Annotated in this window: 2 protein-coding genes; both read right to left on the reverse strand. The window is 73.7% G+C overall.

Translation table 11 applies throughout. From position 1 onward, the window contains the following. Nucleotides 1–25 precede the first annotated feature (25 nt). Entirely contained in the window at nucleotides 26–10,573 is a 10,548-nt protein-coding gene (locus tag DFJ66_RS44280) for a type I polyketide synthase (RefSeq protein ID WP_246029790.1), read from the reverse strand. 25 nt (nucleotides 10,574–10,598) lie between these two features. Next, nucleotides 10,599–20,660: a type I polyketide synthase gene (locus DFJ66_RS16915; RefSeq protein ID WP_211351196.1), complete on the reverse strand. Its 10,062-nt coding sequence runs from the start codon at nucleotides 20,658–20,660 to the stop codon at nucleotides 10,599–10,601. Nucleotides 20,661–20,783: the final 123 nt, after the last annotated feature.

Here is a 20,783-nt window from a genome sequence, read left to right on the forward strand (position 1 = left end):
GTTGCCCTCCTCGGCGCGACCTTCTTCAGGCGGCGCCGAGCTCGTCGTCGATGAACCGCAACAGCTCGTCGGCCGAGGCGGTCTTCAGCACCGTGTCCACGTCCGGTCCGCCCGCGTCGGCGCCCGCGTCGGACTGTCCACGCCAATTCGACAGCACCGCTTGCAACCGCTCGGTAATCCGCGCCTTGACCGACTCGTCCACGTCCGCGCCCGCCAGCGACCGCTCCAGGACGTCCAGCTCGCCCAGCAGGGCCTCGGCCGGGTCCACCTCGGCGGGGGCCAGTTCGGCGAGCAGGAAGTCGGTGAGGGCGGCGGCGGTCGGGTAGTCGAACACCATGGTCGCGGGCAGCTTGAGGCCCGTGGCCGCCTTGAGGCGGTTGCGGAACTCGACGGCGGTCAGCGAGTCGAAACCCAACTCCGTGAAGGGTTTGTTGGGCTCGACGGCGTTGGCGCTGGAGTGACCGAGGACGGTGGCGGCCTGTGCCTTCACCAGTTCCAGCGCGGTGTGCCGGCGCTGGGGTCCGCTCTGGCGCAGCAGTTCGTCCTTGAACGCGCCCGCCGACTGCGTGGCTTCCAGCGTGCGGCGAGCCGGGCCGCGGACCAGGCCGCGCAGCAGCACCGGCAGCATGTCCACCCGACTCAGTTCCCGCAGTGCGGTCGGGTCGACGGGCATGGGCACCAAGAGCGGCTCGTCGATGCGTTGGGCCGCGTCGTAGAGCGCCATGCCCTGGGCCACCGACAGCTCCAGCAGGCCGCCGCGGGCCATGCGGGCGCGGTCGTTGGCGTCGAGGTGCGCGGTCATGCCGCTGGCCTCGCCCCACAGGCCCCACGCCAGCGCCTGGGCCGGGAGCCCGGCCGCGCGTCGTTGGGCGACCAGGGTGTCCAGGAAGACGTTCGCCGCCGCGTAGTTGCCCTGACCCGGGCCGCCCAAGGTGCCGGCGGCGGCGGAGAAGACGGTGAACTCGGCCAGGTCGTGGGTCAGCTCGTGCAGGTTGACCACGGCGTCGACCTTGGGGCGCAGGACGTTGCGGACCTGGTCCTCGGTGAGCGCGGTGACCACGCCGTCGTCCAGGACGCCCGCGGTGTGGATGACGGAGGTCAGGGGGTGCTCTGGTGCCACGAGCGCCAGGGCTTCGGCCAGTTGGCCGCGGTCGGCCGCGTCGGCGGCGGCGATGGTGACCTGCGCGCCCAGGGCCGTCAGTTCGGCGGCCAGGTCCGCCGCGCCTTCGGCCTGGAGGCCTCGGCGTGAGGTGAGGAGCAGGTGCTTGACGCCGTGGTCGGTGACCAGGTGCTTGGCCAGCAGGCCGCCGAGCGTGCCGGTGCCGCCGGTGATGAGGACCGTGCCGTCCGGGTCGCGGCGTGGCGGCACGGTGAGCACCAGCTTGCCGACGTGCTTGGCCTTGGACATGAACCGGAACGCCTCGGGCGCGCGGCGCAGGTCGTAGGGCTTGATCGGCAGCGGGGTGATCTTGTCGTCCTCGAACAGGGCCAGGACGTCCCGCAGGATCGCGGCCACCCGGTCCGGGTCGATGGCGAGCAGGTCGAACGCCTGGTACGCCACGCCGCGGTGGTCCTGGGCGACCTTGTCGGGGTCGCGGACGTCGGTCTTGCCCATCTCGATGAAACGGCCGCCGGGGCGCAGCAGGCGCAGGGACGCGTCCACGAACTCCTTGGCCAGCGAGTCGACGACGACGTCGATGCCGTGGAACTTGTCCTCGAAGTCGAGCGTGCGGGAGTTGGCGATGTGGTCATCGTCCAGGTCCATGCCGCGCAGGGCGTCCCACTTGCCGGGGCTGGCCGTGGCGAACACCTCGGCCCCGAGGTGGCGGGCGAGGCGCACGGCGGCCATGCCGACACCACCGGCGGCGGCGTGGATCAGGACCTTCTCGCCCGGCTTGACCTCGGCGAGGTCCACCAGGGCGAAGTAGGCGGTGCAGAACGCGATCGGGGTGGCCGCCGCCGTGGCGAACGACCAGCCCTTCGGAACGCGGACGACCATCCGGGCGTCGGTGACGACCTCGGGGGCGAAGGCGTCGTGGAACAGGCCCATGACGTGGTCGCCGGGGGTGATGCCCTCGACGTCCGGGGCGGTCTCGACGACCACGCCCGCGCCCTCGCCGCCCATCACGCCGTCGCCCGGGTACATGTCCAGGGCGATCAGGACGTCCCGGAAGTTCAGGCCCGCCGCGCGCATGGCGATGCGGACCTGGCCGGGGCCCAGGGGTTTCGGGTCGCCGGCGGGGAGGAGGGCGAAGTTGTCCAGGGTGCCCTTCTCGGTGACGTCCAGCCGCCAGCGGTCCGTGTCGGGGACCAGGGCGGGCGTGGTGGTCGCTCGGGCCAGGCGCGGGACGTAGGCGACGCCGTCGCGGATGGCGAGCTGGGGTTCGGTCGTCGTCAGGGCTCGGTGGGGGTCGCGGTCGTCGATGTCGAGGAGGACGAACCGGTCCGGGTTCTCGGTCTGGGCGCTGCGGACCAGGCCCCAGATCGGGGAGTGGGCGAGGTCTTCGGCCGGGTCGTGGGTGCTGATGGCGTTGCGGGTGACGACGACCAGCTTGGACTCGGTGAGGCGTTCGTCGGCCAGCCACTCGCGGAGGGTTTCCAGGGTGGTGGTGACGGCCTGGTAGGCGCCTTGGACCGGGTCTTGCGCGGTCTGGAAGCACGGCAGGGCTACGCGGTCCGGGACCGGGGCGCCGTTGTCGAGGGCGGTCTTGAGGTCGGCGAGGGTGGCGTAGGTGTCGGTGACCAGGCCGGCTTTCCGCGGGAGGTCGAGGGTGCCGAGCGTGGCCCAGCGGTGGCCTCCGGCCCCCGTCTCCAGTGTCCCACCGGGGTACGACAGGTCGGTGCTCGTGGTCAGCGGAGTCCAGTCGAGGCGGAAGAGGGCGTCGTGGTGGGTGGTCTGGGTGGTGGGGGCGGCGGCTTCGCGCAGGACCAGGGACTCGACCGTGGCGACCGGGGTGCCGGTGTGGTCGGTGGCGGTCAGCTCCACGGCGTTCTGGCCGGTGGGGCGCAGGCGGACGCGGAGGGTGGTGGCGCCGGCGGCGTGCAGGGAGACGCCGGTCCAGGCGAACGGGAGCAGCGGGCCCTGGCTGGTCGTGCTCAGGGCGAGTGGGTGGAGGGCGGCGTCGAGGAGGGCCGGGTGCAGGCCGAAGGCGGCCTTGCCGGCGGGCTCCGGGAGGCCGACTTCGGCCAGGATCTCGTCGTCGCGCCGCCACGCCCGGCGGACGCCCCGGAAGGACGGGCCGTAGTGCAGGCCGGCGGTGGCGAGGGTGTCGTAGAGGTCGGCCACCGGGAGTTCTTCGGCCTCCGGGGGCCACACCGGTTCGAAGGTGGTGGGCTGGTCGGCTTCGCCCAGCAGGCCCACGGCGTGGCGGGTCCACGGGGTGTCGTCGTTCGGGCGGGAATGGATCTTGAGGGGGCGCTGGCCGGTCTCGTCCGGTGCGCCGACCCACATCTGGACCTGGACCGCGCCCTTCTCCGGCAGCACCAAGGGGGCGGTGAGGGTCAGTTCCTCGACCTTGCCGAGGCCGACCTCGTCGCCGGCGCGGACCGCCAGCTCCACGAACGCCGTGCCGGGCACCAGGACCTGGCCGCCGACCGCGTGGTCCGCCAACCACGGGTGGGTGCCCACCGACAGGCGGCCGGTGAACAGCAGGCCGTCGGTGTCGGCGACCGCGACCGCCGCGCCCAGCAGCGGGTGGTCGGCGGCGGACAGGCCCAGGCCCGCCGCATCCGCCACGACCGCGCCCGCCTCCGGCCAGAACCGCTCGTGCTGGAACGGGTAGCCGGGCAGGCGGACCTTGCGGGCGTCGCCGTGCGGCCAGCGGACCTTCACGCCGTGGGTGTGCGCCTCGCCCACCGACAGCTGGAACCGGGCCAGGCCGCCCTCGTCGCGGCGCAGCGAGCCGACGACGGACGCGGTGGCCTCGGCGTCGTCGATGATGTCCTGCACGCCGATGGTCAGCACCGGGTGCGGCGAGGACTCCACGAACGCGGTGAACCCGGCATCCAGCAGGGCGCGCACGGCAGGCTGGAACCACACCGTCTGGCGCAGGTTCCGGTACCAGTACTCGGCGTCCATCAGCGTCGTGTCCAGCCAGCAGCTGTCCACTGTGGAGTAGAACGGGACGTCCGACGTGCGGGGCGCGAGGCCCTGGAGGACGTCCAGCAGCTCGTCGTGGATCTCCTCGACGTAGGCGGAGTGCGAGGCGTAGTCCACGTCGATCTTCTTGGCCCGCACGCCGTTGTCCGCGCACTCGGCCAGCAGCTGCTCCAGCGCTTCCGGCTCACCGGCGACGACCGTCGACCTCGGGCCGTTGACGGTGGCGACGGTGACGCGGCCGGCGAAGTGCTCGATGCGCTCGCGGACCTGGTCGGCGGGCAGCGGCACGGACACCATGCCGCCCTTGCCGGACAGCCGCAGCAACGCGTTGCTGCGCAGGGTGACGACCTTGGCGGCGTCCTCCAGCGACAGCGCGCCCGCGACGGCCGCCGCCGCGATCTCGCCCTGCGAGTGGCCGATCACGGCGGACGGCTCGACGCCGTGGGACCGCCACAGGGCCGCCAGGGAGACCATCACGGCGAACAGCACGGGCTGCACCACGTCCACCCGGTCGAGGGAAGGTGCGCCTTCGACAGCCCGGACCACGTCCAGCAACGACCAGTCGGTGAACCGGTCGATCGCCTCCGCGCATTCCGCCATGCGCTGGGCGAAGACCGGGGAGGAGTCGAGGAGCTCCACGGCCATGCCGGCCCACTGCGAACCCTGGCCCGGGAAGGTGAAAGCGACCTTCCCGGCCGGGTTCGCCGTGCCCGTGACGACGCTGGGCGACGGCTCGCCGGCCGCCAGCGCGGTGAGGCCGGCACGCAGGTCACCGGCGACGACCGCGCGGCGGGCGTGGTGGGCGCGCAACGACAGCGAGTACGCGAGGTCGCGCGGCTCCTCGGTGTCGAGCAGGGGCAGGAGGTCGGCCGCCTGCTGCTGGAGTGCCGCCTGGGAGCGTGCGGACAGGACCAGGGCCACCGGTTCGGGTGACGCGGGCCGTTCCGGCGCGGGAGCCTCGGCGGGCTCCTCGATGATCACGTGGGCGTTGGTGCCGCTGAACCCGAACGACGACACACCCGCCCGGCGCGGGCGCTCACCGCGTGGCCACGGCTGGGCGTCGGCCAGCAGCCGCACCCCGCCGGACCAGTCGACGTGCCCGGTGGGCTCCTCGACGTGCAGGGTCTTCGGCAGCTCGCCGTGCTTGAGCGCCAGCACGGTCTTGATCACGCCGGCGACACCGGCGGCGGCCTGCGTGTGGCCGATGTTGGACTTGACCGACCCCAGCCACAGCGGCCGGTCCCGGTCCTGGCCGTAGGTGGCGAACAGGGCGTCCACCTCGATCGGGTCGCCCAGGGCGGTGCCCGTGCCGTGCGCCTCCACGACGTCCACGTCGGACGGTTCGAGGCCCGCGTTGGCCAGGGCGGCGCGGATGACCCGCTGCTGCGACGGCCCGTTGGGCGCGGTCAGGCCGTTGGACGCGCCGTCCTGGTTGACCGCCGTCCCCCTGATCACCGCGAGCACGTCGTGCCCGGCGGCGACCGCGTCGGACAGCCGCATCAGCACGACCACGCCGACGCCCTCGCCCCAGTTCGTGCCGTCCGCGCCGGCCGCGAACGCCTTGCACCGGCCGTCCGGCGCGAGCCCTCGCATCTTGGAGAACTCCACGAACGCGCCCGGCGTGGACATGGCGGTGACGCCCGCCGCGACCGCCGCCGAGCACTCGCCCGACCGCAGCCCTTGCACGGCCAGGTGCAGGGCGACCAGCGACGACGAGCACGCGGTGTCCACGGTGACCGCCGGGCCTTCCAGCCCCAGCACGTAGGACAGGCGGCCGGACAGGATGCTGGCGGCGTTGCCGGTGGCCATGAAGCCCTCGGCGCTCGCACCGACCGCCCCGGTCAGCCGGATGTAGTCGTTGTTGTTGGTGCCCACGAAGACGCCGGTCGGGGTGCCGCGCAGGGACGTCGGGTCGATGCCCGCGTCCTCGAACGCCGTCCACGCGGCCTCCAGCACGAGCCGCTGTTGCGGGTCCATCGCCTCGGCCTCGCGCGGGCTGATGCCGAAGAAGGCGGCGTCGAAGCCGGGCAGGTCGTGCAGGAACCCGCCCTCGCGGACGTAGCTGGTGCCGGGGTGCTCGGGGTCGGGGTGGAACAGGCCGTCGAGGTCCCAGCCCCGGTCGGCGGGGAACGGGCCGATGCCGTCACGGCCTTCGCGCAGCATCGCCCACAGCTGCTCGGGCGTCGCGACCCCGCCGGGGAACCGGCAGCTCATGCCGACGATGGCGATCGGCTCGTCGCTGAACCCGGTGGCGCTGACGACCTCGTGGGTGCCGCTGGCCAGCAGGTGCTCGGCGAGGGCCTGCGGGGTCGGGTAGTCGAACGCGACCGCCGCCGACAGCCGGATGCCGGTGACCTCGATCATGCGGTTGCGGAACTCGACCGCGGTGACGGAGTCGAAGCCCAGCTCCTTGAACGCGCGCGTGGCTTCCACGGCCTCGGGTCCCGCGTAGCCGAGGGTCAGCGCGACCTGCGTGCGGACCAGGGTGGTGACGTGGTCCAGGTGGTCGGCCTCGGGCACGTCGGCCAGCAGCCGCGCCAGGTCGTCGGTCGATCCGGTGTCGGTCTCGGTGACGGCCTCGGGGATCGCGTCGAACAGCCGGCTCGGGCGCAGGGCGGTGAACGACGGGACGAACGCGGTCCAGTCGACGTCCGCGAGGACCACGGCGGTGTCGGCGGCGGCCAGGGCGGTGCGCATCGCGGCGACCGCCCGGTCCGGGGCCATCGGGGACAGGCCCCGCTTGCGGAGGGCGGCGTCGATGTCGTCGTCCACCAGGTTGCTGCCCGCCCACGGCCCCCAGGCCAGCGAGGTGGCGGCCTTGCCACGGGCGCGGCGCTGCGCGGCGAGGGCGTCGAGGTAGGCGTTGGCGGCGGCGTACGCGCCCTGCGCGCCACTGCCCCACACGCCCGCGACCGACGAGAACAGCACGAACTCGGCCACGTCCGGGAAGACCGCGTCCAGGTTCCGAGCGCCTTCGACCTTGGCGGACACGACGTCGGCGAACTCGGCGTCCGTCATGTCCGCGATGGGCGTCAGCTGGGCCAGGCCGGCGACGTGGACGACCGCGTGGATGTCGTCGTGCTGGGCCGCGACGGCTTCCAGGGCCGCGCGGTCGGCGACGTCGCAGGCCACGACCGTGACCCGGGCGTCGATCCCGGCCAGTGCCTCGGCCGGCGCGGTGCCCCGGCGGCTGAGCAGCACCACGTGGTCGGCACCGTCGTCGGCGTAGGCCTTGGCGACCTCGATGCCGAGCGTGCCGGTGCCGCCGGTGACCAGGACCGTGCCAGTGACGGACTGCCGTCGGGCGGGGCCGGCCGGGGCGCGGTGCAGGCGGCGGGCGAACACGCCGTCCGGGCGGACCGCGACCTGGTCCTCGCCGATGCCCGCGAGCACCGTGGCCAGGGCGGCGGCGGTGCGATCGTCCAGGACGGCGGGCAGGTCGACCAGGCCGCCCCAGACCTGCGGCAGTTCCAGCGCGGCGACCCGGCCGAGTCCCCACACCAGCGCCTGGTCGGGGTCGGTGACGGGGTCGGCGGGCGAGGTGCCGACCGCACCCCGCGTCACCGCCCACACCGGAACACCCTGGGGCGCAACCGTCTTGATGAGCTTCAACGTGTCCGCCGCACCCAGCAGCGACACGACACCGGCAACTTCCGCCAGCGACTCGGCCACGCCGTCGAGACCGGCCGTGACGGTGGTCGCACCGTTCGCCGCCAGCGCTCCCGCGACCTCGGCGCTTTCCGGACCGACGACCAGCCAGGTGCCGGTGAGGGTGCGGGCGGTGCCGCTGGGCAGGCGTTCCCACTTGGCCTCGTAGCGCAAGGGATCGCCAGGGCCTGCCGCGGTGAACGCCTGGACGCTGTCCATCCAGAACCGCTCGTGCTGGAACGCGTACGTCGGCAGCTCGACCAGGGACCGCCCGGTGCGCCCGTAGAACGCCTCCGCGTCCACGGTCACGCCCCGGACCTCCAGCCGCGCCAACGCCTCGACCAGCGCACGCGGCTCGTCGCGGTCCTTGCGCAGCAGCGGGATCAGCACCACGTCGTCGGCAACGCTGTCCGCCGCCATCGTGGCGAGCACGGCGTCCGGGCCGATCTCCAGCAGGGTCTTGGCCTCGACCGCCCGCACGGCATCGGAGAACCGGACGGTCGCCCGCACCTGCCGCACCCAGTACTCGGGATCGGTGAAGTCACCCGCCGAGTCCACTGTGGACAGGATGGGCAGCGCAGATTCCCGGTAGGCGATCGACTGCGCAACTGCCCGGAACTCGGCCAGCATCGGCTCCATGAGCGGCGAGTGGAAGGCGTGCGACACGGTCAGCCGCTTGGTCCGGCGGTCGGCGAAGTGCGCCTCCACCGCCGCCACGGCGTCCTCGGCACCCGACACCACGACCGACCGCGGACCGTTCACCGCCGCGATGTCCACGTCCGCACCCAGCAGCGGCCGGACCTCGTCCTCGGTCGCCTCGACCGCGAGCATGGCGCCACCGGACGGCAGGGCCTGCATGAGCCGGCCGCGCGCGACGACCAGCCGAGCCGCGTCGGCCAGCGAGAACACCCCGGCCACGTGCGCGGCGGCCAACTCGCCGATGGAGTGCCCGACCAGCGCGGACGGCGTCACGCCCCACGACTCCAGCAGCCGGAACAGCGCCACCTCGATCGCGAACAGCGCGGGCTGGGTGTACCCGGTCTGGTGCAGCTCCTCGGTCTCCAACACGGAACGCAACGGCCGGTCCAAGTGCGGGTCCAGGGCCGCGCAGACCTCCTCGAAGGCCGCAGCGAACGCCGGGAACGCCTCACAGAGCCCCAGCCCCATGCCCAGGCGCTGGGCACCCTGACCGGAGAACAGCATCGCGGGCTTGCCCTCGGCCACCCGACCCTGCACCACGCCGGCGGCCTTCTCGTCCCGAGCCAGCGCGGCAAGGCCGTCCGCCAACTCGGCAGCCGAGGTCCCCACCACGGCGGCCCGGTGCTCGAACCGCGTCCGGGAGGTGGCCAGGGCGTACCCCAGCTCGGCCGGGTCCACGGTGGACACCACGGACGCCAGCCGCCGCGCCTGGTCCCGCAGGGCACGCGGGTCGCGCGCGGTGACCAGCAGGGAGGTCACCGGCGCGGACGCCGTCCCGGGAACCTCCTGGTCAGGAGCCTGCTCGATGATCACGTGCGCGTTGGTGCCGCTGAACCCGAACGACGACACGGCGGCCCGGCGCGGACGCCCGGTCTCCGGCCACGGGGTCGCCGAGGTCAACAACTTCACGTTGCCCGCCGTCCAGTCGACCTGGTCGGAGGGCTGCTCGGCGTGCAGGGTCGCGGGCATGACCCCGTGCCGGATCGCCTCGACCACCTTGATGATCCCGGCGACGCCGGCGGCGGCCTGGGTGTGGCCGATGTTGGACTTCACCGACCCCAGCCACAGCGGGTCGGAGCGGTCCTGGCCGTAGGTGGCGAGCAGGGCCTGCGCCTCGATCGGGTCGCCCAGCGTGGTGCCGGTGCCGTGGCCCTCGACCACGTCGACCTGGTTCGTGGACAGGCCCGCGTCGACCAGTGCGGCCTCGATGACCCGCTGCTGCGACGGCCCGTTGGGCGCGGTCAGGCCGTTGGAAGCACCGTCCTGGTTGACCGCCGAGCCGCGCACGACCGCCAGCACGTGGTGGCCGTTGGCCAGCGCGTCGGACAGCTTCTCCACCAGCAGCACGCCGACGCCCTCGGCGAACCCGGTGCCGTCGGCGTCGGCCGAGTACGACCGGCAGCGGCCGTCCGGCGACAGGCCGCGCTGGCGCGAGAACTCCACGAACGTCAACGGGGTCGCCATCACCGACACGCCGCCGGCCAGCGCCAGCGTGCAGTCGCCCCGGCGCAGCGCCTGGATGGCCAGGTGCAGCGCGACCAGCGACGACGAGCACGCCGTGTCGACGGTGACGGCGGGACCTTCGAGGCCCAGGGTGTAGGCGACCCGGCCGGACACGACGCTGCCGGACGAGTTGCTGCCCGCGTAGTCGTGGTACATCAAGCCGGTGAACACGCCGGTAGGGCTGCCCGCCAGCGACGCCGGGTCGATGCCCGCCCGCTCCAGGCTCTCCCACGCCACCTCCAGCAGCAGCCGCTGCTGCGGGTCCAGCCGGACCGCCTCGCGCGGGCTGATGCCGAAGAACGCCGGGTCGAAATCCGCAGCGTCGTAGAGGAACCCGCCGCGCGCGGTGTAGGAAGTGTCCTCGCGCTGCGACTCGGGGTCGTGCAGCGCCGCCAGGTCCCAGCCGCGGTCGGTCGGGAACGCGCCGGTCGCGTCGGTCCCGGACGCGACGAGCCGCCACAGGTCCTCGGGACCGGTCACCCCGCCCGGGTAGCGGCACGCCATGCCGACGATCGCGATCGGCTCGTGCGCCGCCGCCTCGACGTCGTGCAGCCGCTGCCGGGTCTTCTGCAGGTCGACGGTCACCCGCTTGAGGTAGTCCCGGAGCTTGTCCTCGTTCGCCACTACCCCTCGCCCCTCTCGAAGAACATCACGAGATCCCCAGTTCGCTGTCGATGAGAGCGAAGACCTCGTCATCGGTGGCGGACTCGATGTCGTTGGTGGTCGGCGCGTCCGGCGCGCCGAGCTTGGACAGCACTTCCCGCAGCCGCAGCGCGAGCCGCGTGCGCGACTGCTCGTCGACGTCCGCGAGGGACTCTTCGAGCCGGTCGAGGTCGGCGAACGCGGTGAGGACGCCGTTGGCCTCCGCGCCTTCGCCGGTCAGCGCGGCGGCCAGGTGGGCGGCCAGCGCCTGCGACGTCGGGTGGTCGAACACCAGGGTCGCGGGCAGCCGCAGGCCGGTCGCCGCGTTGACCCAGTTGCGCAGCTCGACCGCGGTGAGCGAGTCGAACCCGAGTTCGTTGAACGGCCGGTCCGCGGGCACCGCGCCCGCGTCCGGGTAGGCCAGGACGCCCGCGACCTGCGTGCGCACCAGGTCCAGCAGGACCGCCGTGGCCGCCTCGACGTCCTTGCCCGCCAACGACTTGCGCAACGCGTCCACCGCGCCGGCATCGGCATCGGCGGCCCGGCGTGCGGGCGTTTTGACGAGTCCACGCAGCAACGGCGGCAGGACGTCCGCCACGGCCCGCTCGCGCAGGACGCGGTGGTCGAGCTTGATCGGGGCCAGCGCGCCGGACGCCCCCAGCGCGGCGTCCAGCAAGGCCAGGCCTTCGGCTTCGGACAGGGCGTCGATGCCGGACCGGGCCATGCGCCGCCGGTCGGCCTCGCTCATCCGGTCGGCCATGCCCGCCTGCTCCCAGCGCCCCCAGGCCAGCGACACGGCCGGTTTGCCGGTGGCGCGGCGGTGCTCGGCGAGAGCGTCCAGGTAGGCGTTGGCGGCGGCGTAGTTCGCCTGACCGGGTCCGCCCAGCACGCCCGCGGCCGAGGAGAACAGGACGAACGCGTCCACGTCGGCCAGTTCGTGCAGGTTGGCGGCACCGTCGACCTTGGGCCGCAGCACGGTGTCCAGCCGGTCCGGGGTGAGCGAGCCGACGACCCCGTCGTCCAGGACGCCCGCCGCGTGCACGACCGCGCGCACCGGGTGGTCGGCGAGCAGCTTGGCCAGGGCGTCCCGGTCGGCCACGTCGCAAGCGGCGACCGTGACGTCCGCGCCCAGCGCGGTCAGCTCGGCGGCCAGGTCGGGTTGCGGGGTGCGGCTGGTGAGGACCAGTTCGCGCACGCCGTGGTTGGCGACCAGGTGCTGGGCGACGACCCTGCCGAGCGCGCCCGACGCGCCCGTGATCAGGACGGGGCCTTCGAGCTTGCCGGGTTTCGCGGCGGCCTTGACCAGGCGCGGAACCAGGACGGTGTTGCCGCGCACGGCGAGTTGCGGCTCGTCGCTGCCCAGTGCCGGCGTGGGGTCGTCGGCGTCGATCAGGACGAACCGGTCGACGTGCTCGGACTGGGCGGAGCGGATCAGCCCCCACACCGCCGCCTGCGCCGGGTCCACGTCCTCCGCGCCGACAGCGACCGCGCCGCGCGTGACGACGGCGAGCTTCGAGGCCGCGAAGGCTTCCTCGGCCAGCCACTCCTGCGCCAGCACCAACGCCTTGTGGGTGGCCGCCCGCACCGCCGCCGCGTCACCTTCGGTCCGGTCGAAGTGCACCACGACCACCTCGGGCGGGTTGGCCGCGAGTTCCGCCAGATCACCGTCGAGCACGGCGGTGGTCCGCGCGGTCGCCGGGGCGGTCAGCGGGATCCAGTCGAGCTCGAGCAGGTCGTTGCTCTCGCGGCGGAGCTGGTCCGGGGACACCGGGCGTACCGCCAGGCCCTCGACGGTCGCCACGGGCGCGCCGGTCGGGTCCGCGAGGGTGATCGCCACCGAGCCGTCGCCCGGCACGATCCGCGCCCGCAGCCGGGACGCGCCGACCGCGTGCAGCGCGAAGCCCTGCCAGGCGAACGGCAGCACCAGGTCACCGTCACCGGTCACGGCCAGGGCGTGCAGGACGCCGTCCACCAGCGCCGGGTGCAGCCCGAACCGGCCCGCGTCCTCGGCCGGCACCGACACCTCGGCGAACACCTCGTCACCCCGCCGCCACGCGGCCGTCAGGGCTTGGAAGACCGGTCCGTAGCGCAGGCCGCGGGCGAACAGGTCGTCGTAGGCGGTGGAGACGTCGAGTTCGACGGCGTCGGCGGGCGGCCATTCCCGCAGTTCAACGCCTTGGTGCACGGCCGGGGTCACGTGACCGGTCGCGTGCGTGGTCCACTCGTCGGCGTCCTCGGCCCGCGAGTGGATCTCCACCGCGCCGTCGGCTCCGACGCTCACCCGGACCTGCACGCCGCCCTTGTCCGGCAGCACCAGCGGCGCTTCCAGCGTCAACTCCTCGACCCGCCCGCCGGCGTGTGCCGCCATCTCCACCAACGCCGCGCCCGGCAGCAACACGACGTCACCAACGGCGTGGTCCGCGAGCCACGGATGGGTGGACAACGACAACCGTCCGGTGAACACCGTGCCCCCGCCGGGGAGGTCGAGGGCCGCGCCCAGCAACGGGTGGTCGGCGCGAGCCAGCCCAAGCCCGCTCGCATCCCCGGTGGCCGCGCCCGGCCGGGGCCAGAACCGTTGGTGCCGGAACGCGTAGGTCGGCAGCTCCACGGTCCGGCCCGGCACAATGCTCGGCCAGTCGATCGCGGCACCCCGCACGGCGAGCCGGGCGAACGCAGTGGTGACGGTGGCGGATTCGTCCTGCCCCCTGCGGCACAACGGGATCCACTCCCCCTCGGCGCTGTCCTGCCCCATCGCGGTCAACACCGCGTCCGGCCCGGCCTCCAGGAACGTGGTCACCCCGGCGTCGACCAGCTCCCGCACGGCCTCGGCGAACCGCACGGGCTCCCGCACCTGCCGCACCCAGTACTCGGCATCGGTGACTGCGGGCAGCATCGCGATCGTCGGCTCGTGGTAGGTGATGGTGTCGGCGACCGCGCGGAAGTCGGCCAGCATCGGCTCCATGAGCGGCGAGTGGAAGGCGTGTGACACGGTGAGGCGCTTGGTCTTGTGGCCTCGCGCGGCCAACTCCTCGGCGACGGCGACCGTCTCGGCTTCGGCGCCCGACAGCACGACCGAAGACGGGCCGTTGACGGCCGCGAGAGCCACCGCATCGGTCAGCAGCGGACTGACTTCCTCCTCGGTCGCCTGCACCGACACCATCGCGCCGCCGGTCGGCAGAGCCTGCATCAAGCGTGCTCGGGCGGCGACCAAGCGGGCCGCGTCGGGCAGGGAGAAGACGCCGGCCACGTGAGCGGCGGCCAGTTCGCCGATGGAGTGCCCGGCCACGAAGTCCGGGCGCACGCCCCAGGACTCGACCAGCCGGAACAGCGCGACCTCGACCGCGAACAGCGCGGGCTGGGTGTGACCGGTCTGGTGCAAGTCCGCGGACTCCAGCACGGAACGCAGAGGCCGGTCCAGGTGTTGGTCGATGGCCGCGCACACCTCGTCGAAGGCCGCCGCGAACACCGGGAACGCGTCGCACAGCGCCAGACCCATGCCCACCCGCTGCGCTCCCTGGCCGGTGAACAGCACCGCCAGCCGCCCGCCATCGGACACCCCGGTCACGACGTCGTCACCCAGCACCACCGCCCGGTGGTCGAAGGCGGCCCGCCCGGACGCGAGCGTGTGCGCCACGTCCACGGGCCGGAGCTCCGGGTGTGCCGCAGCGAAAGAGCGCAGCCTGGTCACCTGGTCGTGCAAGGCGTCCGAGGTGCGCGCGGACACCAGCCACGGCGTGAAGTCCGGTTCCGGACCCTCGACAGCCTCGGGATCAGCCTGCTCCAGCACGACGTGCGCGTTGGTCCCGCTGATCCCGAACGACGACACGGCACCCCGCAACGGCCGGTCCGCGGACAGCGGTTCCGGGGACACGGCCAGCCGGACCGCGCCCGACGTCCAGTCGACGTGCGGCGACGGCTCGTCCACGTGCAGAGTGCGCGGCAGCACGCCGTTGCGCAGCGACAGGACCACCTTCATCAGGCCGGCGACGCCCGCCGCGCCCTGGGTGTGCCCGAGGTTGGACTTGATCGACCCCAGCAGCAGCGGTTCGGCGCGGTCCTGGCCGTAGGTGGCGAGCAGCGCCTGGGCCTCGATCGGGTCGCCCAGCGTGGTCCCGGTGCCGTGCGCTTCCACGACGTCCACTTCGGACGGCTTCAGACCCGCGTCGGACAGCGCCGCGCGGATGACCCGTTGCTGCGAAGGACCGTTCGGCGCGGTGAGGCCGTTGGACGCCCCGTCCTGGTTCACCGCCGAGCCCCGGATGACGGCCAGCACGCGGTGCCCGTTGCGCCGTGCGTCGGACAGCCGTTCCAGCACCAGCTGGCCCACGCCCTCCGACAGCGACGTCCCGTCGGCCGCGCCCGCGAACGACTTGCACCGGCCGTCCGCGGCGAGGTTGCGCTGGCGCGAGAACTCCTGGAACGTGCCCGGCAGCGACATCACGGACACGCCGCCGGCCAGCGCCAGCGAACATTCGCCGTTGCGCAGCGCGGACACCGCGAGGTGCACCGCGACCAGCGACGACGAGCACGCGGTGTCGATGGTCATCGCGGGGCCTTCGAGCCCGAGCGTGTAGGACACGCGGCCGGACACGACACCGCCGGAGTTGCCGGTGGACAGGAACCCGTCGACCGACTCGGCGGACCCGCTGAGCACGATGCCGTAGTCGTTGTACATCACGCCCGCGTAGACGCCGGTCCGGCTGCCGCGCAACGACTGCGGGTCGATGCCGGCCCGTTCCAACGCCTCCCACGACGTCTCCAGCAGCAGGCGTTGCTGCGGGTCCATCGCGAGGGCCTCGCGCGGGGAGATGCCGAAGAAGCCGGGGTCGAAGTCGGCGGCGTCGTGCAGGAAGCCGCCCCGGTCGGTGGTGACCGTGCCCGGGTGGTCGGGATCGGGGTGGAACAGGGTGTCCAGGTCCCAGCCGCGGTCGGCGGGGAACGCGCCGATGGCGTCGCCGCCGTCGACCAGCAGCCGCCAGAGGTCCTCCGGCGTGCGCACGCCGCCGGGGAAGCGGCAGGCCATGCCGACGATGGCGATGGGCTCGTGGTCGTGCCGGGTGGTCTCGACGACCGCGGTGGTGGTCGTGCCGGACAGCTGGTTGAGCAGGTGGGCGGCCAGCGCGTCGGGCGTCGGGTAGTCGAACACCAGGGTCGCGGGCAGCCGCAGGCCGGTGGCGGCGCTGAGCTGGTTGCGCAGGTCGAGGGCGGTCAGCGAGTCGAAACCGAGGTCCTTGAACGCGCGGCCGGCGGGCAGTTGCTCGGCGCGGGCGTAGCCGAGGACGGCGGCGACGCGGGTGAGCACGACGTCCAGCACGACCTCGGCCCGGCGCTCGGCGGGCACCTCGGCGAGGCGTTGGCCCAGGGAGTTCCCGCCGGCGGCCCGCCTCGGCGCGCGGACCAGGCCGCGCAGCAGCGGCGGGACGTCACCGGTGGCGGTCAGGTCCAGCGGGACCGGCACGAGCAGGGCGTCACCGGCCTTGACGGCGGCGTCGAACAGCGCCAGTCCGTCCTCTGTGGACAGTTCGCGCAGGCCGGTGCGGGCCATGCGGTGCACCTCGGCCGCCCCGACCTCGGCGGTCATCTCGCTGCGCTGCGCCCACAGGCCCCAGGCCAGGGACTGGGCGGGCTTGCCCTGCGCGCGGCGGCGGGCGGCGAGGGCGTCGAGGGCGGCGTTGGCGGCGGCGTACCCGCCCTGGCCGGGGCTGCCGAAGGTGCCGGCGGCCGAGGAGAACAGGACGAACGCGGTCAGGTCGCCGGCCAGTTCGTCCAGGTGGCGGGCGGCGTCGACCTTCGGGCGCAGCACGGTCGCGAGCTGGTCGGGGCGCAGGGAGGCCACGGTGCCGTCGTCCATGACGCCGGCCGTGTGGACGATCGCGCTGACCGGGTGGTCGGCGAGCAGCTTCTCGGTCTGTTCGCGGTCGGCGACGTCGCAGGCGACGACGGCGGTGGTGGCACCCAGGTCGGTGAGTTCGGCTTGGAGTTCGCGTGCGCCCTGTGCGTCGAGACCGCGGCGGCTGGTGAGGACCAGGTTGCGGACGCCGTGGTTGGTGACCAGGTGGCGGGCGACGGCCGCGCCGAGGGTGCCGGTGCCGCCGGTGACCAGGACGGTGCTGTCGGGGGTGAACGGGCTGTCCCCGGTCGGCTCCGGGACGCGGGTCAGGCGGGGTGCGCGGAGTTCGCCGTCGCGGAGGGACAGCACCGGTTCGCCGGTGGCGAGGGCGGCGGCGACCTGGTCGGGGGTGGGGTCGTCGGCCTCCAGGAGCACGAACCGGTCGGGGTTCTCGGCCTGGGCGGAGCGGACCAGGCCTTGGACGGCCGCGCCCGCGAGGTCGCCGGGGGTGGTGACGACGACCAGAGCCGCGTCGGAGGGTTCGGCCAGCCACCCCTGGAGCTTGGCGAGCGCTGCGGTGGTGGCGGCGAGGACGTCATCGGTCGGGGCAACCGTGTGGGTGGCGACTTGGTGCGTGGCTTGGCCTCCGGCCCCCGTCTCCATCGTCCCATGGGGGGACGACAGTTTTACGGGTGTCCAGTCGAGGGCGAACAGGGAGTCCACGTAACCGGTGCGGCCCTTGAGGGCGTCCAGGGCCACCGGGCGGACGGTCAGGGTGTCGATGGTGGCGACCGGGGAACCCGCCGCGTCGGCGATGGTGAGGGAGGCGGTGTCGTCGCCCGTCTTGGTGAAGCGGACGCGGAGGGCGGTGGCGCCTTCGGCGTGGAGGGTGACGCCCGACCACGCGAACGGGAGGTGCGGCCGGCCGTCGCCGATGTCGGCGGCCAGGGCGTGCAGGGCACCGTCGAGGAGGGCCGGGTGCAGGCCGAACGTGTCCGGTTCGCCTTGCAGGGTGACCTCGGCGTAGGTGTCCTCGCCGCGCTTCCACGCCGCCCGCAGGGCCTGGAACGCCGGGCCGTAGTTCAGGCCCAGGGCGGCCAGGCGGTCGTAGAGGTCGGTGATGTCGACCGGTTGGGCGTCGGGCGGGGGCCACTCGGTCAGGTGATCGGCGCGGCTGGTGCCTTCGGCCAGGACGCCGGTCGCGTGGCGGGTCCAGAGGCCGGCGGCCTGTTCGGTGTCGGTTTGCGCGTAGACGCCCAGCGCGCGGCGGCCGTGCTCGTCGGGTGCGTCCACGGTGAGCCGCAGGGTGACCCCGCCGCGCACGACCAGCGGGGTGGTGATGGTCAGCTCCTCCACCACCGGGCAGCCGACCTGGTCGCCGGCGCGGACGGCCAGGTCCACCAGGGCGGTGCCGGGCAGCAGGACGGTGTCCAGCACGGCGTGGTCGGCCAGCCACGGGTGGGTGTCGAGGTCCACGCGCCCGGTCAGCACGACCAGGTCCCGCTCGGGCACGGTCAGCGCCGCGCCCAGCAGCGGGTGGGCCACCGCCGACACGCCGAGCCCGCCGGCGTCCACAGTGGACTTCTCCGGCAGCCAGTACCGCTGGTGCTGGAAGGCGTAGGTGGGCAGGGTCGTCCGGGTGCCGACCGTGTGGCGGGACCAGTCGACGGCGACCCCGCGCGTGTGGGCCTCGCCCAGCGAGGTCAGGAACCGCTGGAGACCGCCCTCGTCGCGGCGCAGCGACCCGACCAGCGCGGTGGGTGTGGCGGCGGTGTCCAGGATCTCGCGGACGCCCATGCCCAGCACCGGGTGCGCGCTGATCTCGATGAACACGGTGTGCCGGTCGGCCAGCAGGCGCTCGACGGCGTCTTGGAAGCGGACCGTGCCGCGCAGGTTGGCGTACCAGTAGTCGGCGTCCAGGACGGCGGTGCCGACCTCGCCGGTCAGCGTCGAGTACAGCGGGATGTCGGCGGTGCGGGGCTGGACGTCGGCCAGGACGGTCAGCAGCTCGTCCTTGATCGACTCGACGTGCGCGGAGTGCGAGGCGTAGTCCACGGGGATGATCCGCATGCGGACGCCGTCCGCCTCGCAGTCGGCCAGCAGTTCTTGCAGCGCCCGGGGTTCGCCGGAGACCACGGTGGTGGCCGGGCCGTTGACGGCGGCGACGGAGATCCGGTCGTCCCAGCGGGCGATGCGGGTCTCGACGTCGACGCGCGGGGCGGCCACGGACGCCATGCCGCCGCGTCCGGCGAGCCCGGCGGCGATGGCCTTGCTGCGCAGCGCGACCACGCGGGCGGCGTCGTCCAGGGACAGCGCGCCGACCACGGCGGCGGCGGCGATCTCGCCCTGCGAGTGGCCGACGACCGCCGAGGGCTCGACGCCGTAGGACTGCCAGAGCGCCGCCAGCGACACCATCACGGCGAACAGCACGGGCTGCACCACGTCCACCCGGTCGAGGGAAGGTGCGCCTTCGACAGCCCGGACCACGTCCAGCAACGACCAGTCGGTGAACTGGTCGATCGCCTCCGCGCACTCCGCCATGCGCTGGGCGAAGACCGGGGACGTCTCCAGGAGCTCCACGGCCATGCCGACCCACTGCGAACCCTGGCCGGGGAACATGAAGACGACCTTGGGGTTCTCCAGCGCCTCGCCGGTGGTCGGGTGCTCGCCCGCGGCCACGGCGTCGAGGCCGGCCCGCAGGTCGTCGCCGGTGCCGACCACGACGGCCCGGTGCTCGAACCGGGTGCGCGCGGCGAGGGTGGCGGCGACGCCGGCCGGTGCGGCGGGGTGGTCGGAGAGGTGGTCGGCGAGCTTGGCGGCCTGGTCGCGCAGGGCGTCGGCGGTGCGGGCGGACAAGATCCACGGCACCGGACCCCGGGCCCGCTCGACGGGTGCGGTGTCCTCGGCCGGGGGTTCTTCCAGGATCACGTGGGCGTTGGTGCCGCTCACCCCGAACGACGAGATGCCCGCGCGGCGCGGCTCGGCACCGGCCGGCCACTCGACCGGCGACGTCAGCAGCGAGACCGCGCCCTCGGTCCAGTCGACCTGGTCGCTCGGCCTGTCCACGTGCAGGGTCTTCGGCAGCACCCCGTGCCGCAACGCGCCGATCATCTTGATCACCGCCGCGGCGCCGGCGGCGGCCTGGGTGTGGCCGATGTTGGACTTGATCGAGCCGAGCCACAGGGGTGCCGAGCGGTCCTGGCCGTAGGTCGCCAGCAGGGCCTGCGCCTCGATCGGGTCGCCCAGGGTGGTGCCGGTGCCGTGCGCCTCGACGACGTCCACCTGGTGCGCGGCCAGCCGGGCGTTCGCCAGCGCCGCCCGGATCACCCGCTGCTGCGCGGGTCCGCTGGGCGCGGTGAGGCCGTTGGACGCGCCGTCCTGGTTGACCGCCGACCCGCGCACGATCGCGAGCACCGGGTGGCCGTTGCGGCGCGCGTCGGACAGGCGCTCCACGACCAGCATCCCGACGCCCTCGGCGAACCCGGTGCCGTCGGCCGCCGCCGCGAAGGACTTGCACCGGGCGTCCGGGGACAGCCCGCGCTGCTTGCTGAACTCGACGTACGTGCCGGGGGTCGCCATGACCGTGACGCCGCCCGCCAGCGCCAGCGAGCACTCCCCGTTGCGCAGCGACTGCGCGGCCAGGTGCAGCGCGACCAGCGACGACGAGCACGCGGTGTCGATGGTGACCGCCGGACCCTCCAGGCCCAGCGCGTAGGCGACGCGGCCGGACGCGATCGCGCCGGTCGAGTTGTTCTCCGCGTAGTCGTGGTACATCATCCCGGCGAACACGCCGACCGCCGTGCCGCGCAACGCGACCGGGTCGAGGCCGGTGTTCTCCAGGGCCTCCCACGACGTCTCCAGCAGCAGCCGCTGCTGCGGGTCCATCGTCAGCGCCTCGCGCGGCGAGATGCCGAAGAACTCGGCGTCGAACCGGTCGGCGTCGTGCAGGAACCCGCCCTCGCGCGTGTAGGACTTGCCCGCCGCGCCCGGCGTCGGGTCGTACAGCTCGGCCAGGTTCCAGCCGCGGTCGGTCGGGAACCCGGTGATGCCGTCCCGGCCCTGCGCCACCAGGTCCCACAGGTCGTCGGGCGTGCGCACGCCACCCGGGAACCGGCACGCCATGCCGACGATCGCGATCGGTTCGCGGACCGCCGAGTCGAGCTTGCGGTTCTGCTCGCGCAGCCGCTCGTTCTCCTTCAGCGACGCCCGCAGCGCGGCGACGAGCTTGTCCTCGGCCATTCTCAGCTCCCCGTTTCCGTCGTCACGTCACCGAGGTCGGCGAGCGCCAGGTTGATCAGTGCGTCGGCGTCCATGTCGTCGATGGACCCCTCCGGCCCGTCGTCGGGCTCGTCGGCGGCGAGC

This window comes from Saccharothrix variisporea, assembly GCF_003634995.1.
Taxonomy (GTDB): Bacteria; Actinomycetota; Actinomycetes; order Mycobacteriales; family Pseudonocardiaceae; genus Actinosynnema; species Actinosynnema variisporeum.

Excerpts from the sequence above, each read along its gene's own strand:
- DFJ66_RS16915 (WP_211351196.1), bottom strand. The coding sequence starts at position 20,660 with ATGGCCGAGGACAAGCTCGTCGCCGCGCTGCGGGCGTCGCTGAAGGAG.